The organism is Faecalibacterium sp. AM43-5AT (assembly GCF_003603345.1).
Lineage (GTDB): Bacteria > Bacillota > Clostridia > Oscillospirales > Ruminococcaceae > Faecalibacterium > Faecalibacterium taiwanense.
Map to the genome: position 1 here is coordinate 1 of NZ_QVGZ01000003.1, position 22,025 is coordinate 22,025.

At 53.8% G+C, this 22,025-nt stretch carries 17 protein-coding genes and 1 pseudogene; 12 read left to right on the top strand and 6 right to left on the bottom strand.

Annotated features, from left to right (window positions below; all coding sequences use genetic code 11):
* The coding region (locus DW937_RS05220) for a helix-turn-helix domain-containing protein (protein ID WP_133300965.1) at positions 1-609 on the bottom strand (609 nt) is incomplete at its 3' end.
* A gap of 415 nt (positions 610-1,024) precedes the next feature.
* Here DW937_RS05220 and DW937_RS05225 point away from each other — a divergent pair.
* The 5 genes from DW937_RS05225 (at position 1,025) to DW937_RS05245 (ending at position 8,093) form a co-directional block, all read left to right on the top strand.
* Positions 1,025-1,276 carry a DUF6061 family protein gene (locus DW937_RS05225; protein WP_120120332.1) on the top strand — a complete coding sequence of 84 codons (252 nt, stop codon included), beginning with the start codon at positions 1,025-1,027 and terminating at the stop codon, positions 1,274-1,276.
* A 391-nt stretch (positions 1,277-1,667) separates the two neighbouring features.
* Positions 1,668-2,513: a PRD domain-containing protein gene (locus tag DW937_RS05230; RefSeq protein WP_120120333.1), complete on the top strand. Its 846-nt coding sequence runs from the start codon at positions 1,668-1,670 to the stop codon at positions 2,511-2,513.
* Between the two features lie 256 nt (positions 2,514-2,769).
* Positions 2,770-4,479 (top strand): PTS transporter subunit EIIC, encoded by a 1,710-nt coding sequence (locus DW937_RS05235; RefSeq protein ID WP_242700197.1) that lies wholly within the window; start codon positions 2,770-2,772, stop codon positions 4,477-4,479.
* Between the two features lie 117 nt (positions 4,480-4,596).
* The gene (locus DW937_RS05240; RefSeq protein ID WP_120120472.1) at positions 4,597-6,333 is read left to right on the top strand and encodes a carboxylesterase family protein; all 1,737 of its coding nucleotides are present in this window, start codon (positions 4,597-4,599) and stop codon (positions 6,331-6,333) included.
* Positions 6,334-6,656: 323 nt separating this feature from the next.
* Entirely contained in the window at positions 6,657-8,093 is a 1,437-nt protein-coding gene (locus tag DW937_RS05245; RefSeq protein ID WP_120120334.1) for a glycoside hydrolase family 1 protein, read from the top strand.
* Here DW937_RS05245 and DW937_RS15030 read toward each other — a convergent pair.
* The 4 genes from DW937_RS15030 to DW937_RS05265 are packed head-to-tail and all read right to left on the bottom strand — an operon-like array spanning position 8,048 to position 11,315.
* Positions 8,048-8,377, bottom strand: a complete 330-nt coding sequence (locus DW937_RS15030) for a transposase (RefSeq protein ID WP_243111436.1) — start codon at positions 8,375-8,377, stop codon at positions 8,048-8,050. The genes DW937_RS05245 and DW937_RS15030 overlap by 46 nt on opposite strands.
* Positions 8,378-8,419: 42 nt before the next feature.
* Positions 8,420-9,361, bottom strand: coding sequence for a hypothetical protein (locus DW937_RS05255; protein WP_120120335.1), 942 nt, complete (start codon positions 9,359-9,361; stop codon positions 8,420-8,422).
* A gap of 12 nt (positions 9,362-9,373) precedes the next feature.
* Positions 9,374-10,909 (bottom strand): relaxase/mobilization nuclease domain-containing protein, encoded by a 1,536-nt coding sequence (locus tag DW937_RS05260; RefSeq protein WP_120120336.1) that lies wholly within the window; start codon positions 10,907-10,909, stop codon positions 9,374-9,376.
* The gene (locus tag DW937_RS05265) at positions 10,881-11,315 is read right to left on the bottom strand and encodes a plasmid mobilization relaxosome protein MobC (RefSeq protein WP_097840115.1); all 435 of its coding nucleotides are present in this window, start codon (positions 11,313-11,315) and stop codon (positions 10,881-10,883) included. The genes DW937_RS05260 and DW937_RS05265 overlap by 29 nt, the downstream gene beginning before the upstream one ends.
* A gap of 847 nt (positions 11,316-12,162) precedes the next feature.
* On the opposite strand from DW937_RS05265, the gene DW937_RS05275 reads away from it, so the two are divergent.
* From DW937_RS05275 to DW937_RS05295, 5 genes and pseudogenes are all read left to right on the top strand, one after another.
* The gene (locus tag DW937_RS05275; RefSeq protein ID WP_097780795.1) at positions 12,163-12,843 is read left to right on the top strand and encodes a response regulator transcription factor; all 681 of its coding nucleotides are present in this window, start codon (positions 12,163-12,165) and stop codon (positions 12,841-12,843) included.
* Between the two features lie 9 nt (positions 12,844-12,852).
* Positions 12,853-13,890 (top strand): HAMP domain-containing sensor histidine kinase, encoded by a 1,038-nt coding sequence (locus DW937_RS05280; RefSeq protein ID WP_120120337.1) that lies wholly within the window; start codon positions 12,853-12,855, stop codon positions 13,888-13,890.
* 101 nt (positions 13,891-13,991) lie between these two features.
* Complete coding sequence (locus DW937_RS05285) at positions 13,992-14,675, top strand: ABC transporter ATP-binding protein (RefSeq protein ID WP_120120338.1); 684 nt, start codon at positions 13,992-13,994, stop codon at positions 14,673-14,675.
* On the top strand, positions 14,672-17,026 hold the full coding sequence (locus DW937_RS05290; RefSeq protein WP_120120339.1) for an ABC transporter permease: 2,355 nt from the start codon (positions 14,672-14,674) through the stop codon (positions 17,024-17,026). The genes DW937_RS05285 and DW937_RS05290 overlap by 4 nt, the downstream gene beginning before the upstream one ends.
* 195 nt (positions 17,027-17,221) lie before the next feature.
* Positions 17,222-18,956: pseudogene (locus tag DW937_RS05295) on the top strand (recombinase family protein).
* A gap of 69 nt (positions 18,957-19,025) precedes the next feature.
* On the opposite strand, the gene DW937_RS05300 reads toward DW937_RS05295, so the two are convergent.
* Positions 19,026-19,691 carry an HAD family phosphatase gene (locus DW937_RS05300; protein WP_120120340.1) on the bottom strand — a complete coding sequence of 222 codons (666 nt, stop codon included), beginning with the start codon at positions 19,689-19,691 and terminating at the stop codon, positions 19,026-19,028.
* A gap of 240 nt (positions 19,692-19,931) precedes the next feature.
* Between DW937_RS05300 and DW937_RS05305 the strand changes: the two genes are divergently transcribed.
* Together DW937_RS05305 and DW937_RS05310 are read left to right on the top strand one after the other, a co-directional pair.
* A complete protein-coding gene (locus DW937_RS05305; protein WP_097776827.1) occupies positions 19,932-21,008 on the top strand; it encodes a branched-chain amino acid aminotransferase in 1,077 nt (358 codons plus the stop codon).
* A 226-nt stretch (positions 21,009-21,234) separates the two neighbouring features.
* A complete protein-coding gene (locus DW937_RS05310) occupies positions 21,235-22,005 on the top strand; it encodes an alpha/beta hydrolase-fold protein (RefSeq protein ID WP_120120341.1) in 771 nt (256 codons plus the stop codon).
* The last annotated feature ends 20 nt before the right edge of the window (positions 22,006-22,025 follow it).

A 22,025-nucleotide genomic window follows, 5' to 3' on the forward strand; every position in this document is an offset into this window, starting at 1 on the left:
GTCTATCCGGGGATTCTGGGTGAGGGTGTCATACTCGATGTTCTCCAAAATCAAGTCCCGGTAGATTTGATAGGCCGCTTCCTTTCGGCTTCCGGTCCGTTCCGGCGGCGGTGCCGCTGCCTCGTCCTCGTCCAAAGGCAAGGGGTTTGGGGAATGGATAGGAATGGAATCGGTATTTAATCCCTCTTTCTTTTGTTTTTCTGTAATTAGTTTATCTTTATTTAATTGCATTGGATTTTCCAACGTAGGGTTTTCCTGCGTGGGATTCTCCAACGTTGGATTTTCCAATGTAGGTGAAACCGATGCAGGAACAGGCTGCGGCAGCTCGAAGATCACATAGTCTGCACCGCGCAGCCGCCCTTTCTCGTCCCGTTCTCTGGAACGCTGGATGTATCCTGCCTGTTCCAGTTCCCGGATGGCCTGCCGTATCGCGTCAATGCTTTCCCGGTTGATACGGGCCAGCCCTTGCAGGGTGTAGTCCCAATCTTCCGGCAGGGAGAGCATTTGGGATAAAAGACCTTTGGCTTTCAGGGACAAGGCCCGGTTCCGCAGGTGGTGGTTTGACATGACCGTGTAGCCGCTGTTCTTTTCTACCCGAAAAACTGCCATTTCACGGATGCCTCCTTTCGTTGCAAACAAAAAAAGCAGCGTCCATTTGCTCCCGGTGATGGGAGAAGTGAACGCTGCGCGTACTTGATAATTTTTAGGTTGTGTGGTATATAAAAGGCAACTGTTTTTTCAATACAGCCGCCCATCGGGGTGCGATACAAGCAAGTTGCTATCCGATGACCTCAAAAACAAATTGTACTACGATGGTTTTCAAAAAATGCTGTATCACTACTCGCACCAAACAATGAAAATCCGAACCTTTTCTCGATAGGAGAAGGGTTCGGATTTTTTTGTTTTCTTCGGAAAGCAAAATGAAGGCTCCTTCCCGATGGCTGTGTGTTCAAAACCTTATCAGAAAAAACGTGTAACGAAAGTCACAACTGTAAAGGTGCCGTAAGGCAGAAAGGACACGATTATGAAGTACGATGAAAGAGCCTGTAAATTCAACATGGACACCGGCTGCGTGGAGCTGCTGCTCCGGGATGGGAGAAGGATTTCCATTGACTGCACCGGGGTCGAGGATGCGCTGAATGTGACCATGGCACAGCAGACGGAACTGAACTACCTTATCTATAATGACCCGCTGGGCTATGCCGATTTGATTCTGAATGGGGACCCGGAGGAATATTTGAAGAACGTGGCCGGGAGCCATGGGTTAGAAGATTGACCACACTATAAGAATTCCCTGGAAAACAGTTCCCATCTGTACGACAAAATTACAGATGAAAACGATTTTTATGTGCGTATAAAATGTTCGGTGCAACTTGCTCCCAGCTAAATGACGCCGGTCTTTTTGTCTGGGCTTGTGCAACAGCCCTTTTTGCTGCAGAGCAACGGACGCTCTGAGCATAATCTACAAATTTACGGTCAATTATTTGTGAAGATATCGAATAGACATTTCGAATCCTCTGCGGTATCATAAAAGCACAGGATTGTTACTCTCTGGAGGCATTACTTGTACATTTGCTTGCTGGTTTGACTTACTTGTTTGACTTGCTTGTGATCGTACTATCGTTGTTTGCCGCAGGGAGTTATTTTTTTGTAGGGCAGGGTCAGACATGGAAGTTTACAAGAAGATCAACAATAACGTTGCGCTTGCCCGCGATGCAAAGGGCCGGGAGCTCGTTGTCTTTGGCAAAGGCATCGGCTTTGCCTCCATGCCCTATGAACTGACCGATCTTTCCCGCATTCAGCGCACCTTTTACGATGTGAACGAGAAGTATTTTGCACTTCTCCGCGATGTGCCGGAAGCCGTGTTTCTGGCGGCGGACGATATCGCCGATACAGCCCGAGAAGAACTGGATTGCACCCTGAATGCAAACCTGACCTATGCCTTGGCCGACCATCTCAACTTTGCCATCCAGCGCAGCCGCGAAGGACTTAACGTTCAGGTGCCGCTTGCCTATGATATACAGCATCTCTACCCGCATGAGTACGCCATCGCAAAACAGGGGCTGCACGAGCTGTGCCGTACGCTGGCGGTGGATCTGCCGGACACCGAGATCGTGAGCATTGCCATGCACATCATCACGGCGGAAAACGAGGTGGGAGATATGCATTCCACCATCCTGACCGCCAAGGTCATTTCGGAGCTGTCTGCCATCGTGGAGCATGGCATGGAGATCCAGCTCAATAAGGAAAGCTTCAGCTACTCCCGGTTCTGTATGCATCTGCGGTATCTGGTACAGCGCATGATGCACGGCAACCCGCTCAACGCCGATAACGCCATGGACAGCATGTTCGTTACCATGCGCAACGAGTACCCGCAGGTCTATGCCTGCGTACAGCAGATCGACACCTTTCTGCACGGCACCTACGGGTGGCAGTGCAGCAAAGAAGAGCAGCTGTACCTCATCATGCATATCCACCGCGTCTGCGTTGAGCGCACCGCTGTGGAGGGGTGAACCCACAACTGAATATCCCCGGTCGTTTTACGGATCGTTACCCGCACACCGTTTGCGGGGCGTCACCCAGGACATCGAGCACCAGCTGTACAGGCCTTTTAGGGGCTTTTGTATTGCTGCAGCGGCTCATGCTTTGGGTGATTTTTCTTTTTTACTGATATAGCCGCGGCCCGGCGCGCGAGGGCTGCGTTTATATGTTTTTGGTTTGACACTATAACGGCAGAGCTTTGTATGCTCTGTGCAAGGGAGGCTTGAAATGATACAGGACGAACATGACCCGCAGGAGCTGCTGCACGCCCTGTATCCGCTGGCAGGCGGCGAGGCAAACGTCGCCGCAGCGGTGCGCCGCGGCGCAAAGCTGACCCTGACGCTCAAGGACGAAAGCCTTGCAGACGGTTCGGCGCTGGCGGCACTGCCGTACATCGCGGCAGTCAGCGTGAACAACGGCAGGCTGCGGCTGGAGTTGACCGCACAGGCATACGAAGAATGTAAAAAGGAGAATCGACTTATGGCTAGTAAATATGATGGTCTTGCGCGTATCATCATCCAGAATGTTGGCGGCAAGAGCAATATCATCTCGGTAGCACACTGCATCACCCGTCTGCGCTTCAAGTTGAAGGACGAGAGCAAGGCAAACAAGGAAGTTCTGGAGTCCACCGACGGCGTCATCAAGGTCATGCAGGCAGGCGGTCAGTATCAGGTGGTCATCGGCAATCAGGTCAACGACGTGTACGACGCCGTGCTGGAAGTGGGCCATCTCGCTGCAGCAGGCGCTGTGGATGAAGAGGGCAACGCAGTGGAAGAGACCTCAGGCGGCGGCAAAAAGAGTCCTGTCTCCCTGCTCATCGATGTGATCTCCGGCACTCTGCAGCCCACTCTGGGCGTTATGGCAGCGACCGGTATCATCAAGGGTCTGCTGGCACTCTTTGACTTCCTCGGTCTGATCCCCGCCGCTTCCGGTACCTATCAGGTGTGGTACGCAGTGGCAGATGGCTTCTTCTACTTCATGCCCATCGTTCTTGGCTACACCGCAGCCAAGAAGTTCAAGGTCAACGAGTTCATCGGCATGGCGATTGGCATCGCCCTGTGCTATCCTGCCATGGTCAACAGCACCGCAGGAACTGTGCTGGGCACCGTGTTTACCGGCACGGCGTTTGAGATGAGCTACTACCTCACCTTCTTCGGCATCCCGGTAATCATGCCTGCCTCTGGCTATACCAGCTCGGTAGTGCCCATTATTCTGGCAGTTGCTATTGCGGCTCCCCTTGAGCACTGGCTCAAGAAGGTGATACCCGATGTTATCAAGCTCTTTGTGGTTCCCTTTGTAACCCTCATCGTCATGGTACCCCTGACTTATCTGGTCATTGGCCCCATCGCAAGCATCCTGTGTAGCATCCTGTCCCTGTTCTTCAACGCCATCTACAGCATCCCCGTGGTGGGCGGTCTCATCGGCGGTGTCCTCATCGGTGCGTTCTGGCAGGTGCTGGTGATCTTTGGTCTCCACTGGAGTCTGGTACCTCTTGCCATGATCAACTACAGTCTGCTGGGCTATGACTTCATTCTCAGCCCCTACTTCTGCGTCTCCTTTGCACAGACCTTCGTAGTCCTCGCTATCGTCCTGAAGACTAAGGATGAGAAGCTCAAGAAAATCGCCATCCCTGCTTTCATCTCCGGCATCTTCGGCGTCACCGAGCCGGCGATCTACGGCGTCACCCTGCCCAAGAAGACTCCCTTCATCTACTCCTGCATCGCCGGTGCCATCGGCGGCGCATTCACCGGTCTCATGCGCACTCGCAGCTACTCCATCGGCGGTCTGGGGCTGTTCGGTCTGCCTAGCTTTATCGACACCACCGGTGTCATGGGTCTGACCAACATGATCTACATCCTCATCGCCATCCTCATTGCTTCCGTGGCTGGCTTTGCCATGACCTACGTGCTTTATAAGGATGAGCCTGCCAAGAAGTAAACGGCACCCCAAAAACAAAGGAATGTTCAGGCACCTGTAAAAAAGACCGGCAGATCAAGGCTGGTCAGAGAAGGTAAGAATTTACAACAGAAGGTAAATGCAGAAAGGTGAAATAGTATGAGCACTCGTAACGTTTATATCAGCCGTCGCAATTTCATGAAAGCAGGAGCCGTCGCAGCAGCAATGACGTCCCTCAGCGTTCCCGCAATGGCAGCCTCCGCAGAAGAGGAAAACTGCCTGTGGACAAAGATCACCCCTCGCCGCTCCACCCAGTACGGACCGGTCGTGGGTCTGGATCAGGGCGAGAGCCTTGTGTGGTACGGCATTCCCTATGGTGCAGCCCCGGTGGGAGAGCTGCGCTGGCAGGCACCGCAGGATCCTGCCGTGTGGACGGAAGCCAAAGATTGCACTGCTCCCAGTGAGGTCGCCTATCAGTACGGTTCCGGTGCCATCGGCACCGAGGACTGCCTGAAGCTGGATGTTTATACCACCCCCAACGCTCATAAGCTGCCGGTGTTGGTGTTTATCCACGGCGGCAACAACCAGACCGGCAACACCAAGGAAATTCTGGGCAGCGAGCTGGTGGTTCGGGATAACTGCGTTTTTGTCACGCTGGATTACCGGCTGGGTCTGTTCGGCTTCAACTGCCTGCCTGCCCTCTGCCGGGGCAGCGATGACACCGGCAACTTCACCCTGCTGGACATCGCCAAGGCATTGGACTGGGTCAAGGATAACATTGCACAGTTTGGCGGCGATGCGGACAACATCACCATTTCCGGTTTCTCTGCCGGCGGTCGTGACGTAATGGCAATGCTGACCAGCCCTCTGTTTGCCGGACGCTTCCAGAAGGCAATTGCCTTCTCCGGCGGCATGACCATTGCCGACGAGGCAGCAAGCGTGAGCCAGATCGCATGGGCAATTGCGCCGCTGGCGGTAGAGGACGGTCTGTTTGCAGATACGGCAGCTGCCAAGGCGTGGCTCATGACCGATGGCGAGGATGTTCGGGATTGGCTGTACAGTCTGGACTCCGCCCGTCTGTGCCCGCTGATGAGCAATGCAGGTATCCGCATGAGCGTCTTCCCCCACCTGTACGGTGACGGGGTGGTGCTGCCCAAAGAGGGCTTTGCCACTACCCAGTACAACAATGTGCCCCTGCTGATGCTGACCGGCAGCACCGAGTTTAGCATGTTTGCAGCGTGGGATGCATACTTTGGCAGCGCTGAAATGAAGGCATACCCGGCAGCAGAGACTAATGCTGCAAAGGACTTTGCAGTCAAGTACGGCTCCGATATGTACCGCATCTTCAATGCAGAATGCAGCGCCGAGACCATGTACGACCATTATGGTGCGGATATCTACCTGTGCCAAATCGACTACGGCGACCCCGATGCACTGAGCCAGATCCCCGTTCTGGGCGCATTCCACGGTATCTTTGTGCCCATGCTGTCCACGGTGAACAACTATGCGGCAATGGTGGATTTCAGCGGCGAAGGCTATCAGGAAATGGCAGTGCTGTTCAACCGTTATCTCAAGAACTTCCTCACCACCGGCGACCCCAATGGCAACCTGTTTACCGGTATCCGGGGTCTGTTCTCCGGCGACAGCGCCCTGCCTAAGTGGCAGAACTGGACCCCGGACAACAAGGTCAGCATGGTGATGGATGCTTCTGCAACGGATGCACAGATCGGCTGCAAGGATGTCTCCACCACTTATGAGGAGATCATGGACCGCATGGATGCAGACACCACGGTTTCGGCAGAGCTGAAGCAGAAGATGATCCGCAATGTCATGAACGGTCGCTGGTTCAGCGCTGCGCTGGATGCACGTTACGGCAACCCCACTCTCTGGAAGTAAGAGAGCTCCCTAAAACTTCAAAGAACCGACAGATCGGGGCTGATCAGAGGAAGGTATCCTGAAAGGCTTCCTCTCGCTGTTCGCCGCGATTGGCGTACTGGACGACGCAGGTTCCACCTGCTCACGGTCGTTGCTGCATTCGTTATCACCTATATCGTGTACAGCGACGAGCCCGCCAAGGCAAAGAAGTAAACCGCAGTTTTAGCAGGGGTTTTATAGAGATCCGTATTCAGGGGCAGGCTCCGGCCACAGGCCGTGCAGGGCCGCAGCCGTAAAGGGCCTGCCCCGCTTTTTATATCAGATGAACAAAGGAGAAAAACACCATGAGCGTTTTCCGCGACGATTTCCTGTGGGGCGGCGCCTGTGCCGCCAACCAGTTTGAGGGTGCCTGGGATGTGGACGGCAAGGGCGCCAGTGTGCCCGATATGTGCACAAACGGTTCCCACACCGTGCCCAAGTGGGTGACCACCACCATCCACCCGGACCGGCTGTACCCCAGCCACGAGGCCATTGATTTCTACCACCACTACGAAGAGGACATCGCCCTGTTTGCCGAGATGGGCTTCAAGACCTTCCGCACCTCCATCAACTGGACCCGCATCTTCCCCAACGGCTGGGAAACGGAACCCAATGAGAAGGGTCTGGAGTTCTACGACCGCGTGTTCGACTGCTGCAAGAAGCACGGCATCGAGCCGCTGGTCACCATTAGCCACTACGAGCTGCCCTACGCTCTGGTGGAAAAGTACAACGGCTGGGCTTCCCGGGAGCTGATCGGGTTCTACATGAACTACTGCAAGACCATCTTTGAGCGCTACAAGGATAAGGTCAAATACTGGCTCACCTTCAACGAGATCAACGCAGGCATGATGGCCTTTGGTCAGGTGCTTTCCACCGGTACCGTGCAGGGCTACGAAGGCCCCGCCATGGGTGCACCGGATGACCCCCAGACCCGCCTGCAGGCTTTGCATCACCAGTTCGTGGCCAGCGCACAGGCCATCATCTACGCCCATGCGCACTACCCCCAGTTCAAGATGGGCTGCATGCTGGCCTACGGCCAGAGCTACGCCATGACTTGCGACCCGGATGACCAGCTGGCCAACCAGCAGGGCATGAACGAGCACAACTGGTACTGCGGCGATGTGCATGTGCGCGGCGAGTACCCCTACTTTGCAAAGCGCCTGTGGAAGGAGCTGGGCGTGGAGATCCGGATGGAGCCGGAGGACGCCGAGACCCTGAAGAAGGGCGTGGTGGATTTTTACACCTTCAGCTACTACATGACCAGCTGCGTGACCACCCACAAGGATGTGGAGGGCATTGGCGGCAACCTGCTGGGCGGCGTGAAGAACCCCTACCTGAAAGCTTCCGACTGGGGCTGGCAGATCGACCCCAAGGGCCTGCGCTATGCCCTGAACGAGATCTATGGCCGTTACCAGATCCCCCTGATGGTGGTGGAGAACGGTCTGGGTGCCTACGATGTGAAGGGCGAGGACGGCAAAGTGCACGACAGCTACCGCATCGACTACCTGCGCGACCACATTGCACAGATGGCCGAGGCCGTGAAGGACGGCGTGGACCTGATGGGCTATACCCCGTGGGGCTGCATCGACCTGGTTTCCGCCTCCACCGGCGAGATGGCAAAGCGTTACGGCTTCATCTACGTCAACAAGTTCGACGATGGCACCGGCGATTTGAGCCGCGAGCGCAAGGACAGCTTCTACTGGTATAAGAAGGTCATTGAGACGAACGGCGCGGAACTGTAATCCGGAGCAAAACAAAAAGGTGCGCCTTGAACAGGACGCACCCTGAAAAATCCACAGACCATAGCGATATGTACAACAGGGCGTTCCCCGTCGGGAACGCTCTGTTTCTCTTTGCTGAGGGCATGATGAGCCTGCTCTGCCTGCCATGCGGCAAATTCTCTTTGCCCCTCCTCGCTGTTCCAGCAGGCAAGGATAGCCGGGTAGAATGCCCGTGCCAGACGGTCAATGACTTCATCAGGATAAGGGGAAGTGTTTGTGGACTTTTTCTTTTTGTTCAAACGCACGCTCCTTTGGACATCTGTGAACAGCATACCATGTGCCTGATGTTATGCTGTCTGCTCCTTGTCATCTGCGAGTGCAGCTTCCAGAGAAGCAAGGTAGTCCTTGTGCTTCTGAATGATCTCCAGAATCACATCACGCTGCGCATTATCGGGCATCTGCTCCAACTGGTAGTTGAACGAAATGCGGAAACGAGTAGTGAGTTCTTCCAAAGCCACATACTCGTACCGTACATCCTCCGGGTAAGCATCGCTGTCGTAAATCGATTCAAACTTTCGGAATGGCATGACAGGCGCTTTGCCCGGAACGCGAATCACACCGTCAGCGTCAGGCTTCGGTTCCACCTTCAGCTCCGGGTGCAGAATATCCTGCAAAGTTTGTGCGCGGTCATGGTAGGCCGCCTTGGCAAGGCGGTGCATATCCGCTTTGGACACTTTCGTCTGTCCGGACAGAATGCTCTGCTTTAGGCCCGGTATCAGTTCTTCCGCAATCTCCACGCCTTTCATATACTTCGAGGCACGAAGAACAGTGTTTTTACTGACACCGTTTTCCTTGGCGATACGCTCACACGTTTTAATGCTCTCACCGGAGTTCCCATTTTGGGAACTCCGGCTAAACTGACCGTTTGTGCGCTGGACATCGTCACGAATACAGCCATGTTCCGCACGTTCCGCTTCGTACTGCTTGCCGATGAGGAACAGCTTCTGCTCTGGGGTTAAATTGCGCCGCCCCAGTTGATTTTTGCAGATCCAAGCGAGGACTTCTTCCCGGCTTTCAAACGGGAGCGGCATGGTGGAGAAAGAGATTTCGGGATGCTTCTGAACGATTTCATAACGATTGTGGCCGTCAACAAGGGTATTACCCCAGACAATCAAAGGAGAAATCAGCTTGCCCTCTTTGAGGATATTTTCTTCAAGCTGCTTAAATTCATCATCGGTCAGAGGAGGAATCTGGGACTGAAACTCCGGGTCGATTTTCAGATTGATCATACGCACACTCCTTTATCTCTCCTGTTGCGCCTGTTCTTCCTCCCGGAAAAAGGACGCAACATTCTGCTTTGCGGTTTTCAGTTTGAGCAGTTCTTCCTTGGCTTCTTTGTACTGCTCGTAGAACTTTGCCTTTTCGGATGCCAGCTGCGCATACTCGGCTTCCAGCTTTTTCGGACTGGGCAGCTTCGTGATGTTGTTTGCCTTGAGATAGGCTGCTGCCGTCCGGTATGCTGTCAGTTCTGCACGGTGCTGTTCTTCAAAGGCTGCGGGTCGTTTTGCGGCTTTTAACTGTTGTTCGATGTTCTTGGTGTTGGTGTAGGCTGCGACGTGATAGCGCAGCTCATTGTTGGTTTTCATGCGACCTTCGAGGTCTTTCACCACCGCCAGCGAGTCGTGATACTTGGTTTCCAGTTCGGTGATGCGCTGGTTCAGGGCGTCCTCGTCGGTCAAGCCCTTTTCCTGCAGAAGCTTCACGGTCTGTGCCATAACTTTGAGATTGTGTTTCGTGAGCCAACGCTTATAGCCGATGCCCTTGTCCTCGGTCACCCTCGACTGGATGTCGATCAGTTTCCCGATGGTATCCTGCTTGAACTGAACCTTGGGTTTGCGTTCGGCGTTTGCCTGCAACGTGGCAAGCACTGCCGCCTTATCGAACTTGTCACCGAGATGTTTCGCCCGGATGAACTTCGTTCTGCCAGAGGGCAGATAGCTGAGCCGACCACGGCTTTCCTTGACGGTGATGCCATACTGTTGCATAAGCCTATCAGAAAAATCTTCAAAGCTGGTAACACGGTACAGCACAGACGAAAGCTGCTTCCGCAAAGTGTCTTTTATGGTTTCAAACTTCTTCTGCTTGGGCTGCTGTCCGGTTGCAGTGAGGGCTGCGTTTTCACGGTCAAGTTTCAACTGGCCGCGCCTGCGCGCCCAATACTCGGCTTCGCTCACGCGCTCTTTCGAGCCGTTGAGCAGGTCGATCTGGTACAGTCCGGCACCCTCGCACAGCTCCATGACCTCAACACGCAAGTGCCGCATGGTCTGGGCTGTGCTAGAGTGCTTCATGCCCTCTAGCCAGTCACGGGGCTTCTGCATATAGGGCTTGCGTTCCACCTCGCGCATTCGGATGCTGCCGATCACGATGTGGACGTGGATGTTTCCCGAATGGTTGTGCCCATCCGGGTGGGTGCAGACGATGGCGGGATGACCGGGGAAGTTTTCTTCGCAGAATTTCAGGCCAAGTGCCTGTGCCTTTTCCATGGTCAAGCCGTTGTCGGCTGCATCTCTTGGGTCAAAGCTGATGATATACTGGTGGCTTTTGATATCACCATGCTGGGTGTTCTTGCCATACTTGCGGTTTGCCAGCAGACAGGCTGTTGCAAACGAGAAATCGCCGCACTCAAGGGTATCGAGCAGGTAGGATTCCCGCAGCTTCGGTCTGCCTTGTTCGTCCAGAAGCTGTTTTCCGGTGAACGCGTCGTGCTGGTAAACGAGGTACGCTTCGATGGCGGTGTAATCCGAGTTCTTAGAGCTGATATGCTTGAGCGTTGCCATACAGTTCACCCAGAACTTTCTCGGCGCTGAGCCGGAATGCAGTCAGGTCTGCAAGTTCGTCAAGGAGTTTCGCCCGGATCTGCTCGGTGTCCGCACCGCCGGAATTGAAGTGCCTTGCAAGCTGGTTGAGGTTGCCGCCCACCTTGTTGCACTGGGCAAGCAGGGTGGAAACAGCGGTCAGGGTTTCTTCTCCGCCGCCGGCAACGATGACCGTTTTCTCGATTTTGACGTTGTGGATGGCACGGCGGATGAAAGTGGAGAGGGAGAGATTCAGGAGTTTGCAAGTGAGTTCCAGTGACGTTTTTTCCTCCGCTGTCACACGGAACTTGATGACGTGCGTTTTGTTGTTCGGCGTGTCGTGGTGCTGGGAATTGCTAGGGGTTAGTTGAACATTCGTTTTGGTCATTGTACCTCCTGTCTGTTCGATAACTCCTCGGTGAAGTTATGTAAGCACGACACGCCATTGCTGTTCGCACCATCAGGTGCGAACCATGAGCAGGGTTTGGGGCAGGCACGCCCCAACAAGATCACATCGGAAATGCAGACGCATTGAAGAAGTGAAGTCCCGGTGGAACACAACATTTTCAAGAATTGAAAATTTGTGGCCACGGGACGGTTCTTGCCCTCTACCGCTGCGCTCAAAACCGTTTCTGGGTAATTGTTTCCGAATTGTTAAGGCGCAAAAAATAAGTAGAGGTTGTGCTGCTCATGTATGTGGGTCACCGTTTGCTCCGAACGCAGTTCCTGCCCCTGTTTGTGCAGCGGTGTTGACGAAAAGTCGGTATCACGTTCGGTCGGCTCATGAGATTTTCAAGGTGCGTTTCCCGTAAAAGAAAAATACCGCCCATGCAGCATAGCGATGGATTTTGTCGGGTGAAACAGCGGCAAAATGAATCGGGTGTGTTGCGGGGCGGTAAATTCTTTTGCGGACTTTCCCTCACTGAAGTGGTGGGTCTCACGGTGATAACCAACCACTTTCTGTGGCTGTGTTCAAAATGAACACGACCACATCTTGTGGATGGTTTCAAACCAATCCACAAAATCGGTGGGATTTGTGACAGAGAATATCATGGTTTGCAGGATGCGTCAAGATGGTTTTGTGAAATTTATTGCGATAAAGTTGTGATAGTAGGACTTATATTTAACGCACGGCAAGAAACAATTTCCGTTTCGCACATTGTAATGTTCGCAGAAAAAACTTATAATGCTTTTGAACCTGTAGGACACACAAAACGCGGAAAAGAGAGGGAATCATGAGGAAACTGTTCCTTTTGGAAGATGATCTGAGCCTGATCAGTGGGCTGACTTTTGCATTCAAGAAACAGGGCTTTGCACTGGATACAGCCCGGACGCTGGCAGAAGCCGAGGTGCTGTGGTCAGACAGAAAATATGACCTGCTGGTGCTGGATGTTTCCCTGCCGGATGGCTCTGGCTTCGATTTCTGCCAGAAGGTGCGGCGCACATCCAACGTGCCGATTCTGTTCCTGACCGCTTCGGATGAGGAAATGAATATCATCATGGGGCTGGATATGGGCGGGGATGATTACTTGACCAAGCCGTTCAAGCTGGGTGTTCTGTTGTCGCGGGTCAATGCACTGCTTCGCCGTGCAAATGCGTCCAGCGCAGGAGAACCCGTACTGGAATCGGGCAGCATCACCGTCCGGCTGTTGCAGGGGCAGGCGTACAAAAACGGAATCTTGCTGGAACTGACCGGCGCAGAGTACAAACTGCTCTGCTTCTTTATGCAGCATCCGAATGCCGTGCTATCCAAGGAACAAATTCTGGATGCACTGTGGGACTGCGATGGGGATTACATTGACAGCAGTGCCTTAACAGTGTATATCCGGCGGCTGCGGATGAAGATCGAGGACGACCCCGGCAAACCGCAGATGCTGCTGACTGTCCGCGGCATGGGCTATAAATGGAATGGGTAAAGGAGCCGTATGAAAGTATTCGCAAACCGGGAGATCCGAAATTTGTTCCAAGCCGTGCTGGCGGTCTGGGCGGTGGCATTGGCTCTCACGCAGGGCATCGTATGGCATGCGACGCATGTATTTTCTTTCGGGTTACTGTTGGTTTTTTTGCTGCTGGGCGGCTGTCTCTGGGGCGTGCTTTTTCGCTATTTCCAAAGGCAGAGCGCGCTTCTGGAACAGGCAGTCCAGCAAATCCAAAGCTGTCTGGATGGCAACCCGGATGCACGACTGGACTGCGACCGGGAGGGAGAACTTTACCGTTTGTTTCACTCCGTTAATGCATTGGCGGCAGTTCTGAGCGCACACGCAGACAACGAGCAGCGGGAGAAGCGTTTTTTGAAAAATACCATTGCAGATATTTCGCACCAGCTCAAAACACCGCTGGCGGCGTTGAATATCTACAACGGTCTGCTTCAGGACGAAGCTGTTTCGCCGTCGGAGGTCAAAGAGTTTGCAGACCTGTCCGAACAGGAGTTGGACCGCATCGAAACGCTGGTGCAGAATCTGCTCAAAATCACCCGGCTGGATGCCGGTTCGGTCGTCTTGGAGAAGAAAAACGAAAATGTTGCTGAAATGGTGCAGGACATCGCGCGGCAGTATCACTATCGTGCCAAGCAGGAACAGAAAAAGCTTGTTCTGTCCGGCTCAGAGGCGGTTACACTTTGGTGCGACCGTGACTGGATGCCGGAAGCTGTGGACAATCTTGTAAAGAATGCCCTTGACCACACAAAGAGCGGAGATACGATTCAGGTAGAGTGGAATGCACTGCCGTCCATGGTTCAGATCAAAGTGCGCGACAACGGCAGCGGCATCCACCCGGAGGATTTGTACCATATCTTCAAACGGTTTTATCGCAGCCGCTTTTCACAGGATACACAGGGCATCGGGCTGGGTCTGCCGCTGGCAAAAGCCGTTGTGGAAGCCCATCACGGCACCATTGAAGTAGACAGCGAGCTGGGAAAGGGCACGACCTTTACTCTGAATTTTCCGATTCCTACAAAATTGTAGGCTGAGTGTAGGCTTGCAGTAAGGTTGACGTGTTATCCTTTTCTGCACAGACAGAGATAATCCGTCTGAATCGAAGGAACCTGCAAAGTGAGGGATACACTATGGAACTATTAGAAGTCAACCATCTCTGCAAGACCTACGGCAGCGGAGAAACCGCTGTCCATGCGCTGAAAGATGTTAGCTTTTCAGTGCCGAAAGGCGAATATGCGGCGGTCGTTGGCGAATCCGGCTCCGGAAAAAGCACCCTGCTCAATCTGATTGGCGGACTGGATACGCCGACTTCCGGCAAGGTGCTGATTGATGGCAAGGATGTTTTTGCCATGAAAGACCGGGAGCTGACGATCTTCCGCCGCCGCAATATCGGTTTTATCTTTCAGGCATTCAACCTCATCCCGGAACTGACCGTAGAACAGAACATCCTGTTTCCGGTGCTGCTGGACTACCAAAAGCCGGACAGGGCATATCTGGAAGAACTGCTGACCGTGCTGAATCTGAAAGACCGTCGGAAGCATCTGCCAAGCCAGCTTTCCGGTGGGCAGCAGCAACGGGTAGCCATTGGCCGCGCCCTGATGACCCGCCCTTCCCTGATTTTGGCGGATGAGCCGACCGGCAATCTGGACACCCAGAACACCAGCGAGGTCATTGCCCTGCTAAAAGAAACATCCCGGAAATACGAGCAGACCATCCTGATGATCACCCACAACCGCAGCATTGCGCAGACGGCAGACCGGGTGTTGCAGGTATCGGACGGCTGCCTGACCGATTTTGGGAGGTGCCGGGAATGAGCAGCACAGAAATGAAAAGCTATCTGAGCCTGATCCCAATTTCTGCCAAGGTACGCAGACGGCAGAACCGCATGACGATTTTGTGCATCGTCCTTGCGGTGTTTCTGGTCACGGCGGTGTTCAGTATGGCAGATATGGCGATTCGGATGGAAACCTCAAACCAGCTGAACAAAAACGGAAACTGGCATATCATGGTAAAGGATATCTCCCCTGAAACAGCCGCAGAGCTTGCCGCACAGGAGGATGTTGCTGCATTTTCGGCGTATAGCGACATCAACGCTTCCCTTACGGAAAACTACTTTGCCGGAGATAAACGTGCCGCACTGGTAGGAGCAGATGATGCAATCCTTCAAATCTTTCCGGGAATGCAGTGCAGCACTGCCCCGGCGGATGGCGAAGTGCTCGTGACAGCAAACATCCGGGATTGGCTGGATGTTACGGTCGGTACAGCGATTCCGCTGACGCTCCCGGATGGACAGACCATTTCGCTTACTGTCGCAGGTTTCAATGAGGATACCTCCGATGCGAACCAGTATGATGCTGTTGTGCTGGTGATGAACCGCAGTACATTTTCTCAGATCACCGCACAGGTAGAAGAATCCTTTGAAACACAGTATTTCATCCAGTTCAAGCCACGTACCAATTTGCGGCAGTCCATTGTGAACATCGAAAACAAGTACGGAATTTCAGAAGAAAAAATCTCCGAAAATACTTACCTGATGGCGTTGAACGCAAGCAGCAACAACGATTATATTGTAGGCTTATATGCGGTAGCGGCTGTGTTGGCTGGCATGGTCGTCCTTGCCGGAATTTTTATGATCACAGGCAGCATCAACAGCAATGTAGCGCAGCGTACCAGCTATTATGGAATGCTGCGTTGTCTTGGGGCAGGAAAAAATCAGGTTCGGATGCTTGTCCGGCTGGAAGCTCTTTTCTGGTGTAAAACTGCTGTTCCAGCAGGGTGTGTGCTGGGAGTCGTTTCCACATGGGGATTGTGTGCCTTTCTGCGTGGATTTGTCGGCGATGAATTCAGCTCTTTGCCGGCGTTCGGAATAAGCCCGGTCGGCATTGTTTGCGGAATGGTATTGGGACTAGTCACGGTTTGGTTCGCGGCATCTTCTCCGGCACGGCGGGCGGCAAAAGCTTCTCCAATCACAGCAGCAACCGGGAATGCGGTGGAAAATGCAGCGGCTTCTCCGTGTCATGCTCGGTTGTTTGGAAGTCGTGCAGAGCTTTCTTTGGGCGTGAGCCATGCAACCTCGTCCAAAAAGAATCTGCTTTTGATGACAGGTTCCTTTGCGTTGAGCATTCTCCTGTTTTTGAGCTTTTCGGTTTTGCTTCGATGGGTTGGATTTGCGCTGAATCCGTTGCAGCCCTACGCGCCGGACTTATCGGTGGGTGAAACATCCGGGCAAAATGTCCTTGACCCGGTGCTGGTGGAGCAGCTGGAAGCTCTGCCGGAAGTCAAACACGCATTCGGGCGGATGTATTGCCCGTTCCCGGCGGAATATCAGGGAAAACAGGGGTCCATCGACCTGATTTCATACGATACGATACAGTTTGGCTGGGCGAAAAAAGACCTGATTGGCGGAACCCTTCCGCAGGAGTCGGAGGATGGCACATACCCTGTGCTGACGGTATTCGACAAAAGCAACTCCCTGACTGTGGGGGATACCATTCAGCTGGAGGATGCAAAGCTCACAGTCGTGGGTGTATTGAACGACAGCCCGTTCAGTAGTACCGATTCCCCGACTGTTATCTGCACCGAAGAAACCTTCCATCAGCTGACCGGGCAAAACCGCTATGCGGTGATCGATATTCAACTAAAAGATACCACAGCAGACGCAGCCATTGCACAAATACACACCCTGCTGAGCGACACGTTAAACAAGCAGGTTGTTTTTTCCAACCGAATCGAAGGAAATCGGATGATACAAAGCACCTACTGGGCGTTCCATCTGGTGGTCTATGCGTTTCTCATCGTGATTGCAGGAATCACCATTCTGAACATCATCAACAGCATTTCCATGAGCGTGTCGGCACGAATGAAGCAGTATGGCATCCTGCGTGCCATCGGGATGGATGATGCACAGCTGAAACGCATGATCTCTGCCGAAGCTGGCACCTATGCGGTGTCCGGTCTTGTGGTGGGCATTGCGCTGGGTCTTGTGCTGAACCGGATGCTGTATACCCGGCTCATTACCCATTATTTCGGTGCAGCGTGGCAGGTGCCGTGGGGCTGTCTTGCCGTGATTGTCGTAATCGTGCTGGTGGCTGTGGTGCTGGCAGTATATAACCCGGTCAGGCGGATCCTCATGCAGCCCATTACTGCAACCATCAGTGAATTATAAGCCAGAACAACAGATGCCCACCAGCTTATGGCGAAAACCATAGGTCGGTGGGCATCTGATTTACGAAAAGAATTAAATGCTGTTCGCTGATTTTCCCATTGCAAACCGTTGTAAAATATGGTATATACATTATACGAAACTACATTTTGAAAGAACCGTTCGCCGTTTAATGATGTGTAAAGTGAGGTGCTTGCCATGACCGCCGTGATCTATGCCCGCTATTCATCGGATAACCAGCGCGAAGAATCCATTGAAGGCCAGATTCGTGAATGCACTGCCTATGCGGAAAAGAATGGCATCACCATCGTCAAGCACTACATTGACCGTGCCATCTCTGCCAAAACGGACAACCGCCCGGAGTTTCAGCAGATGATAAAAGACAGCGACAAAAAGCTGTTTGACATTGTGCTGGTCTGGAAGCTTGACCGTTTTGCCCGGAACCGCTACGACAGTGCCCGGTACAAGACCCAGCTGAAGAAGAATGGTGTCAAGCTCATGTCTGCCACCGAGATCATCTCCGAGGGGCCGGAGGGCATCATTCTGGAATCGGTGCTGGAAGGTTATGCCGAGTATTATTCCGCTGACCTTGCCGAGAAGGTCGTGCGTGGACAGACCGAGAACATCCTGAAAGGACGCTGCAACGGTGGTCGTGGAACCTTTGGTTACACGCTGGATTCGGAACGGAAGTTCCATATTGACCCTCTCACCTCGCCTTTTGTGCTGGAATCGTTCAAGAAGTACAATGAAGGCTCCACCATGAAGGAGATCCGGGACTGGCTGAACGAAAACGGCATCAAGAACCCGGTGGGCGGTGCGTTTACCTATAACAGCGTCGAACATATGCTCAAAAACCGGCGATACATCGGAGAACTGAAATTCCGGGATGTGGTCGTACCGGATGCTATCCCGCCCATCATTCCGCTGGAACTGTTTGAGGATGTGCAGGAGAAAATCGCCAAAAACAAGAAAGCCCCTGCCCGTAGAAAGGCAGAGGACGATTATCTGCTCACCACCAAGCTGTTCTGCAGCTACTGTGGGGCGTTGATGTTTGGCGAGAGCGGCACAAGCCGGACGGGTGAAGTTCACCGCTACTATAAATGTGCTACTGCCAAAAAGCACAAGGGCTGCAAGAAAAAGACCGTCCGCAAATAGTGGCTGGAAGATTTGGTAGTCAACCAGACCATGCAGCTTGTGAAAGACGATGCCGCTATGGAATCCATCATCGCCAAGGTGATGGAACTGCAAAATAAGGAGAACACTAACATTCCACTCTATGAGAAGCAGCTTCGGGATGCGGAATCTGGTATCCAGAATATGCTGAACGCGATTCAAGCTGGAATCCTAACCAGTTCCACCAAGGAGCGGCTGGAGCAGCTGGAAGAAACCAAGCGTGAGCTTGAAGCCCGCATTGCGGAAGAAAAGCTGGCGAAGCCGAAAGTGACCGAAGAATTCATTCGGTTCTGGCTGCTGCGGTTCCGTAAGCTGGATATGAGCCTGAAAGACCAGCGGCAGGCGTTGGTGGATACCTTCATCAATTCGATTTACCTGTATGATGATAAGGTTTTGATAACCTTCAATTATAAAGAAGGCACACAGACCGTGACCTTTGGAGAAGCGACAGAAGTTGCCTCCGAGGGAAATGGTTCGGATTTGGATTGCTTTACTGCACCAAGAAAAACCAGTACACGTTGTGTACTGGTTTTTCTTTTTGTCTGCACGATGGAAGGGGCTCGAACAGGGCGGCGGCGTGCAGCTTCGCAAGCAAAGCCACAGCGCGGCTTTGCTTAGCCTGCGGGTCCCAACCCGTAGGAATGTCTACCGTGGAAGCTGTAACCGAAAGATTTCATGGCTTTTTTGTTTTATAAGCCATGGTTGCACGGTTTCTGCACGGTTTTTGCACGGTCGGTGTTATCCATGTCCGATGATGTAGGGCGCTGTATTGCATTGCAATCAGTGCCCTTTTTCTTAGCGTGAAAATGGAAAAGACCACCTGTATATTTCAGGCTTCGGAAAGAAGCTTCCCTTCCTCCAGCATCTTTTTCACCTCGCGCAGGTCTTTGCACTCGGCGGTGTACAGACGGCGCATCTCGTCGTCGGCGGGGGCAAGGTCCGGCACCATCACGGTGACAAAGCCGCCCCGCGCACCGGCCCGCACGCCGTTGTAGCTGTCCTCCAGCACCAGCGTTTCAGCCGGGGCTGTGCCCAGTGCCTTTGCGGCTGTGAGGAAGATCTCCGGGTCCGGCTTTGACGAGCTGAACTGTTCGCCGGAGATGAGGGCCTTGAAGTGGCTGGTCATGTTCCAGTTGTTGAGGTGCCGCAGGATGGATGCCATCCGGCTGGAGGAAGCCACTACCATGGGAATGTGCTGCGCTTCCAGATAGGCGATGAGTTCATCCAGACCCGGCTTTTTGGGCGGCGGTGCCTGAAAGGCCGTCTCTGCCTGCGCGTGCAGGGCATCCATGATGGCATCGGTGTCGCAGTCCGGGCCGTAGAAGCGGCGCAGCACGGCCCGCATGGAATCGCCTGCCGAGCCGCGCGCGGCAGCGTCCAGCCCTTCCTTATAAGGAAGACCCAGTGTGGCCAGTGCGGGCTTCCACAGGGTGGCCCAGATGCGCTCGGTGTCGAACATCAGCCCGTCCATATCAAAAATAACACCTTTTATCATTGTGCAAAAGCTCCTTTCTGAGCCTGTAAGATCCGGCTTATGCCTTCATTGTATCATATTTTGGGCAGTTTGCACATGGAAAAGCAGGCAATTTAGCGCAACTTAACCTGTCCAAAGATGAAAGATTTTTCGTTTCCTTGTAAATCACATTCATATTATTATAATAGAAAACAACATTCGGTGTTTGCGGGCGCATTTTCACTCGCTGCGCCCGAGATCAGGAAAGAGGGAAAATAAATCATGTTGGATATCAAGATCACCCGTACCACTGCTCCGAAGGCAAAGCCTGACGAGAGCAATCTGGGTTTTGGCAAGAAGTTCACCGACCATATGTTCGTGATGGATTACACCGAGGGCGAAGGCTGGCACGATGCCCGCATCGTCCCCTACGGCCCCTTTGAACTGGATCCGGCTACTGTCGTGTTCCACTACGCGCAGGAGATCTTTGAGGGCATGAAGGCATACCGCACGGCCGATGATACCGTCCAGCTGTTCCGTCCGGACTGCAACGCAAAGCGTTTCCAGGACTCCGCCGACCGTCTGTGCATCCCCAAGATCCCTGTGGAGGACTACATTCAGGCCGTTGAAACTCTGGTGGACGTGGACCGTGACTGGGTGCCCCATTCCGATGGTGCTTCCCTGTATATCCGTCCCTTCATTTTTGCAAACGATGTGGGTCTGGGCGTGCACGCTTCCAAGCACTACATTTTCTGCATCATCTGCGCTCCCTCGGGCGCTTACTATGCCGAGGGCATCAACCCCGTCCGCATCTATGTGGAAGACGAGTACATCCGTGCCGCTCCCGGCCTGACCGGCTTCACCAAGTGCGGCGGCAACTACGCTGCTTCCATCAAGGCCGGTGAGCTGGCCGAGGAGCAGGGCTACGCACAGGTGCTGTGGCTGGACGGCGTGGAGAAGAAGTACGTTGAGGAAGTTGGCAGCATGAACATCATGTTCAAGATCGACGGCAAGGTGTACACCGCTGCTACCGTCGGCACCGTTCTGCCCGGCGTTACCCGCCGCAGCTGCATCGAGCTGCTGAAGGACTGGGGCTATGAGGTTGTCGAGGGCAAGATCGCCATTGCCGACATCATGGCTGCTGCCCGCGAAGGCAAGCTGGAAGAGGTGTTCGGCACCGGTACCGCCGCTGTCGTCTCCCCCGTCAAGGAGCTGGTCTGGAAGGGCGAGCACGCCTACATCGGCGACGGCAAGATCGGCCCTGTCACCCAGAAGCTGTACGACACCATGACCGGTATGCAGTGGGGCAAGATCCCCGATACCAAGGGCTGGATCGTGCCTGTTGAGAAAAAGAACTGATCCCGATTCTCCGGAGAGAACCTTTTTATTCAGAATAGCAGCAAACGCCGCCAGGCCTCCGCTCGGCGGCGTTTGCCGTATATTAGGATAACGCCCTCGCCCTCTCCGTCAAAACTCCAAAATTTCCCGGCGCAATTGCTTTCTGTGCCCTGCAGTGCTAAACTGAAAACAGAACAGCGGCCTGCATTGCGGCAGGCGTGCGGGAAAGATTGAGAGGAATGGACCCATGGTCAAAAAATGGAGCGTGAGCTACCCTGCTGTCAACGGCACCGAGCAGCGCAGAGTATATGTTTATCTGCCCACGATGTATGAAGCTGACCCTGACCGCCGGTATCCGGTGCTGTATATGTTCGACGGCCAGAACGTCTTTTTTGACGAGGATGCCACCTTTGGCAAAAGCTGGGGCGTGGCCGATTATCTGGACTACACCGACACCCCGCTGATCGTGGCGGCGGTGGAGTGCAACGCCGGAGCCAACAACGAACGGCTGGTGGAGTATTCGCCCTACCGGTTCGACGACCCGCAGTTCGGCCACTTCGACGGCACGGGTCAGGCCACCATGAGCTGGTATATCCACCGGTTCAAGCCCTTCATCGACCGCAGCTTCCGCACCCTGCCCGACCGGGAGCACACCTTCATCGGCGGCAGCAGCATGGGCGGCCTGATGAGCCTGTACGCCCTTTTGCAGCACAACGACACTTTCAGCCGTGCGGCGGCGCTGTCGCCGTCCATCTGGGTGTCGCCGGAAAAGCTTTCCGGCCTTGTGGGCCGGGCAAAGCTGGAGCCGGGCACCGTGCTGTACATGGACTACGGCTCCCGCGAGATGGGCAACCACGACGGGATGCGCCGCGGCTTTGCAGAGATGTGCGCAAAGGTCATGACCCGGGGCATCCACCTTACCAGCCGCATCGTGCCCGGCGGCACCCACAGCGAAGCCAGTTGGGAAAAACAGCTGCCCTTTATGTTCCATACTCTGATGTATGAGGTGGAGGAGTAAACCCTAAAAGGAGGAAACAC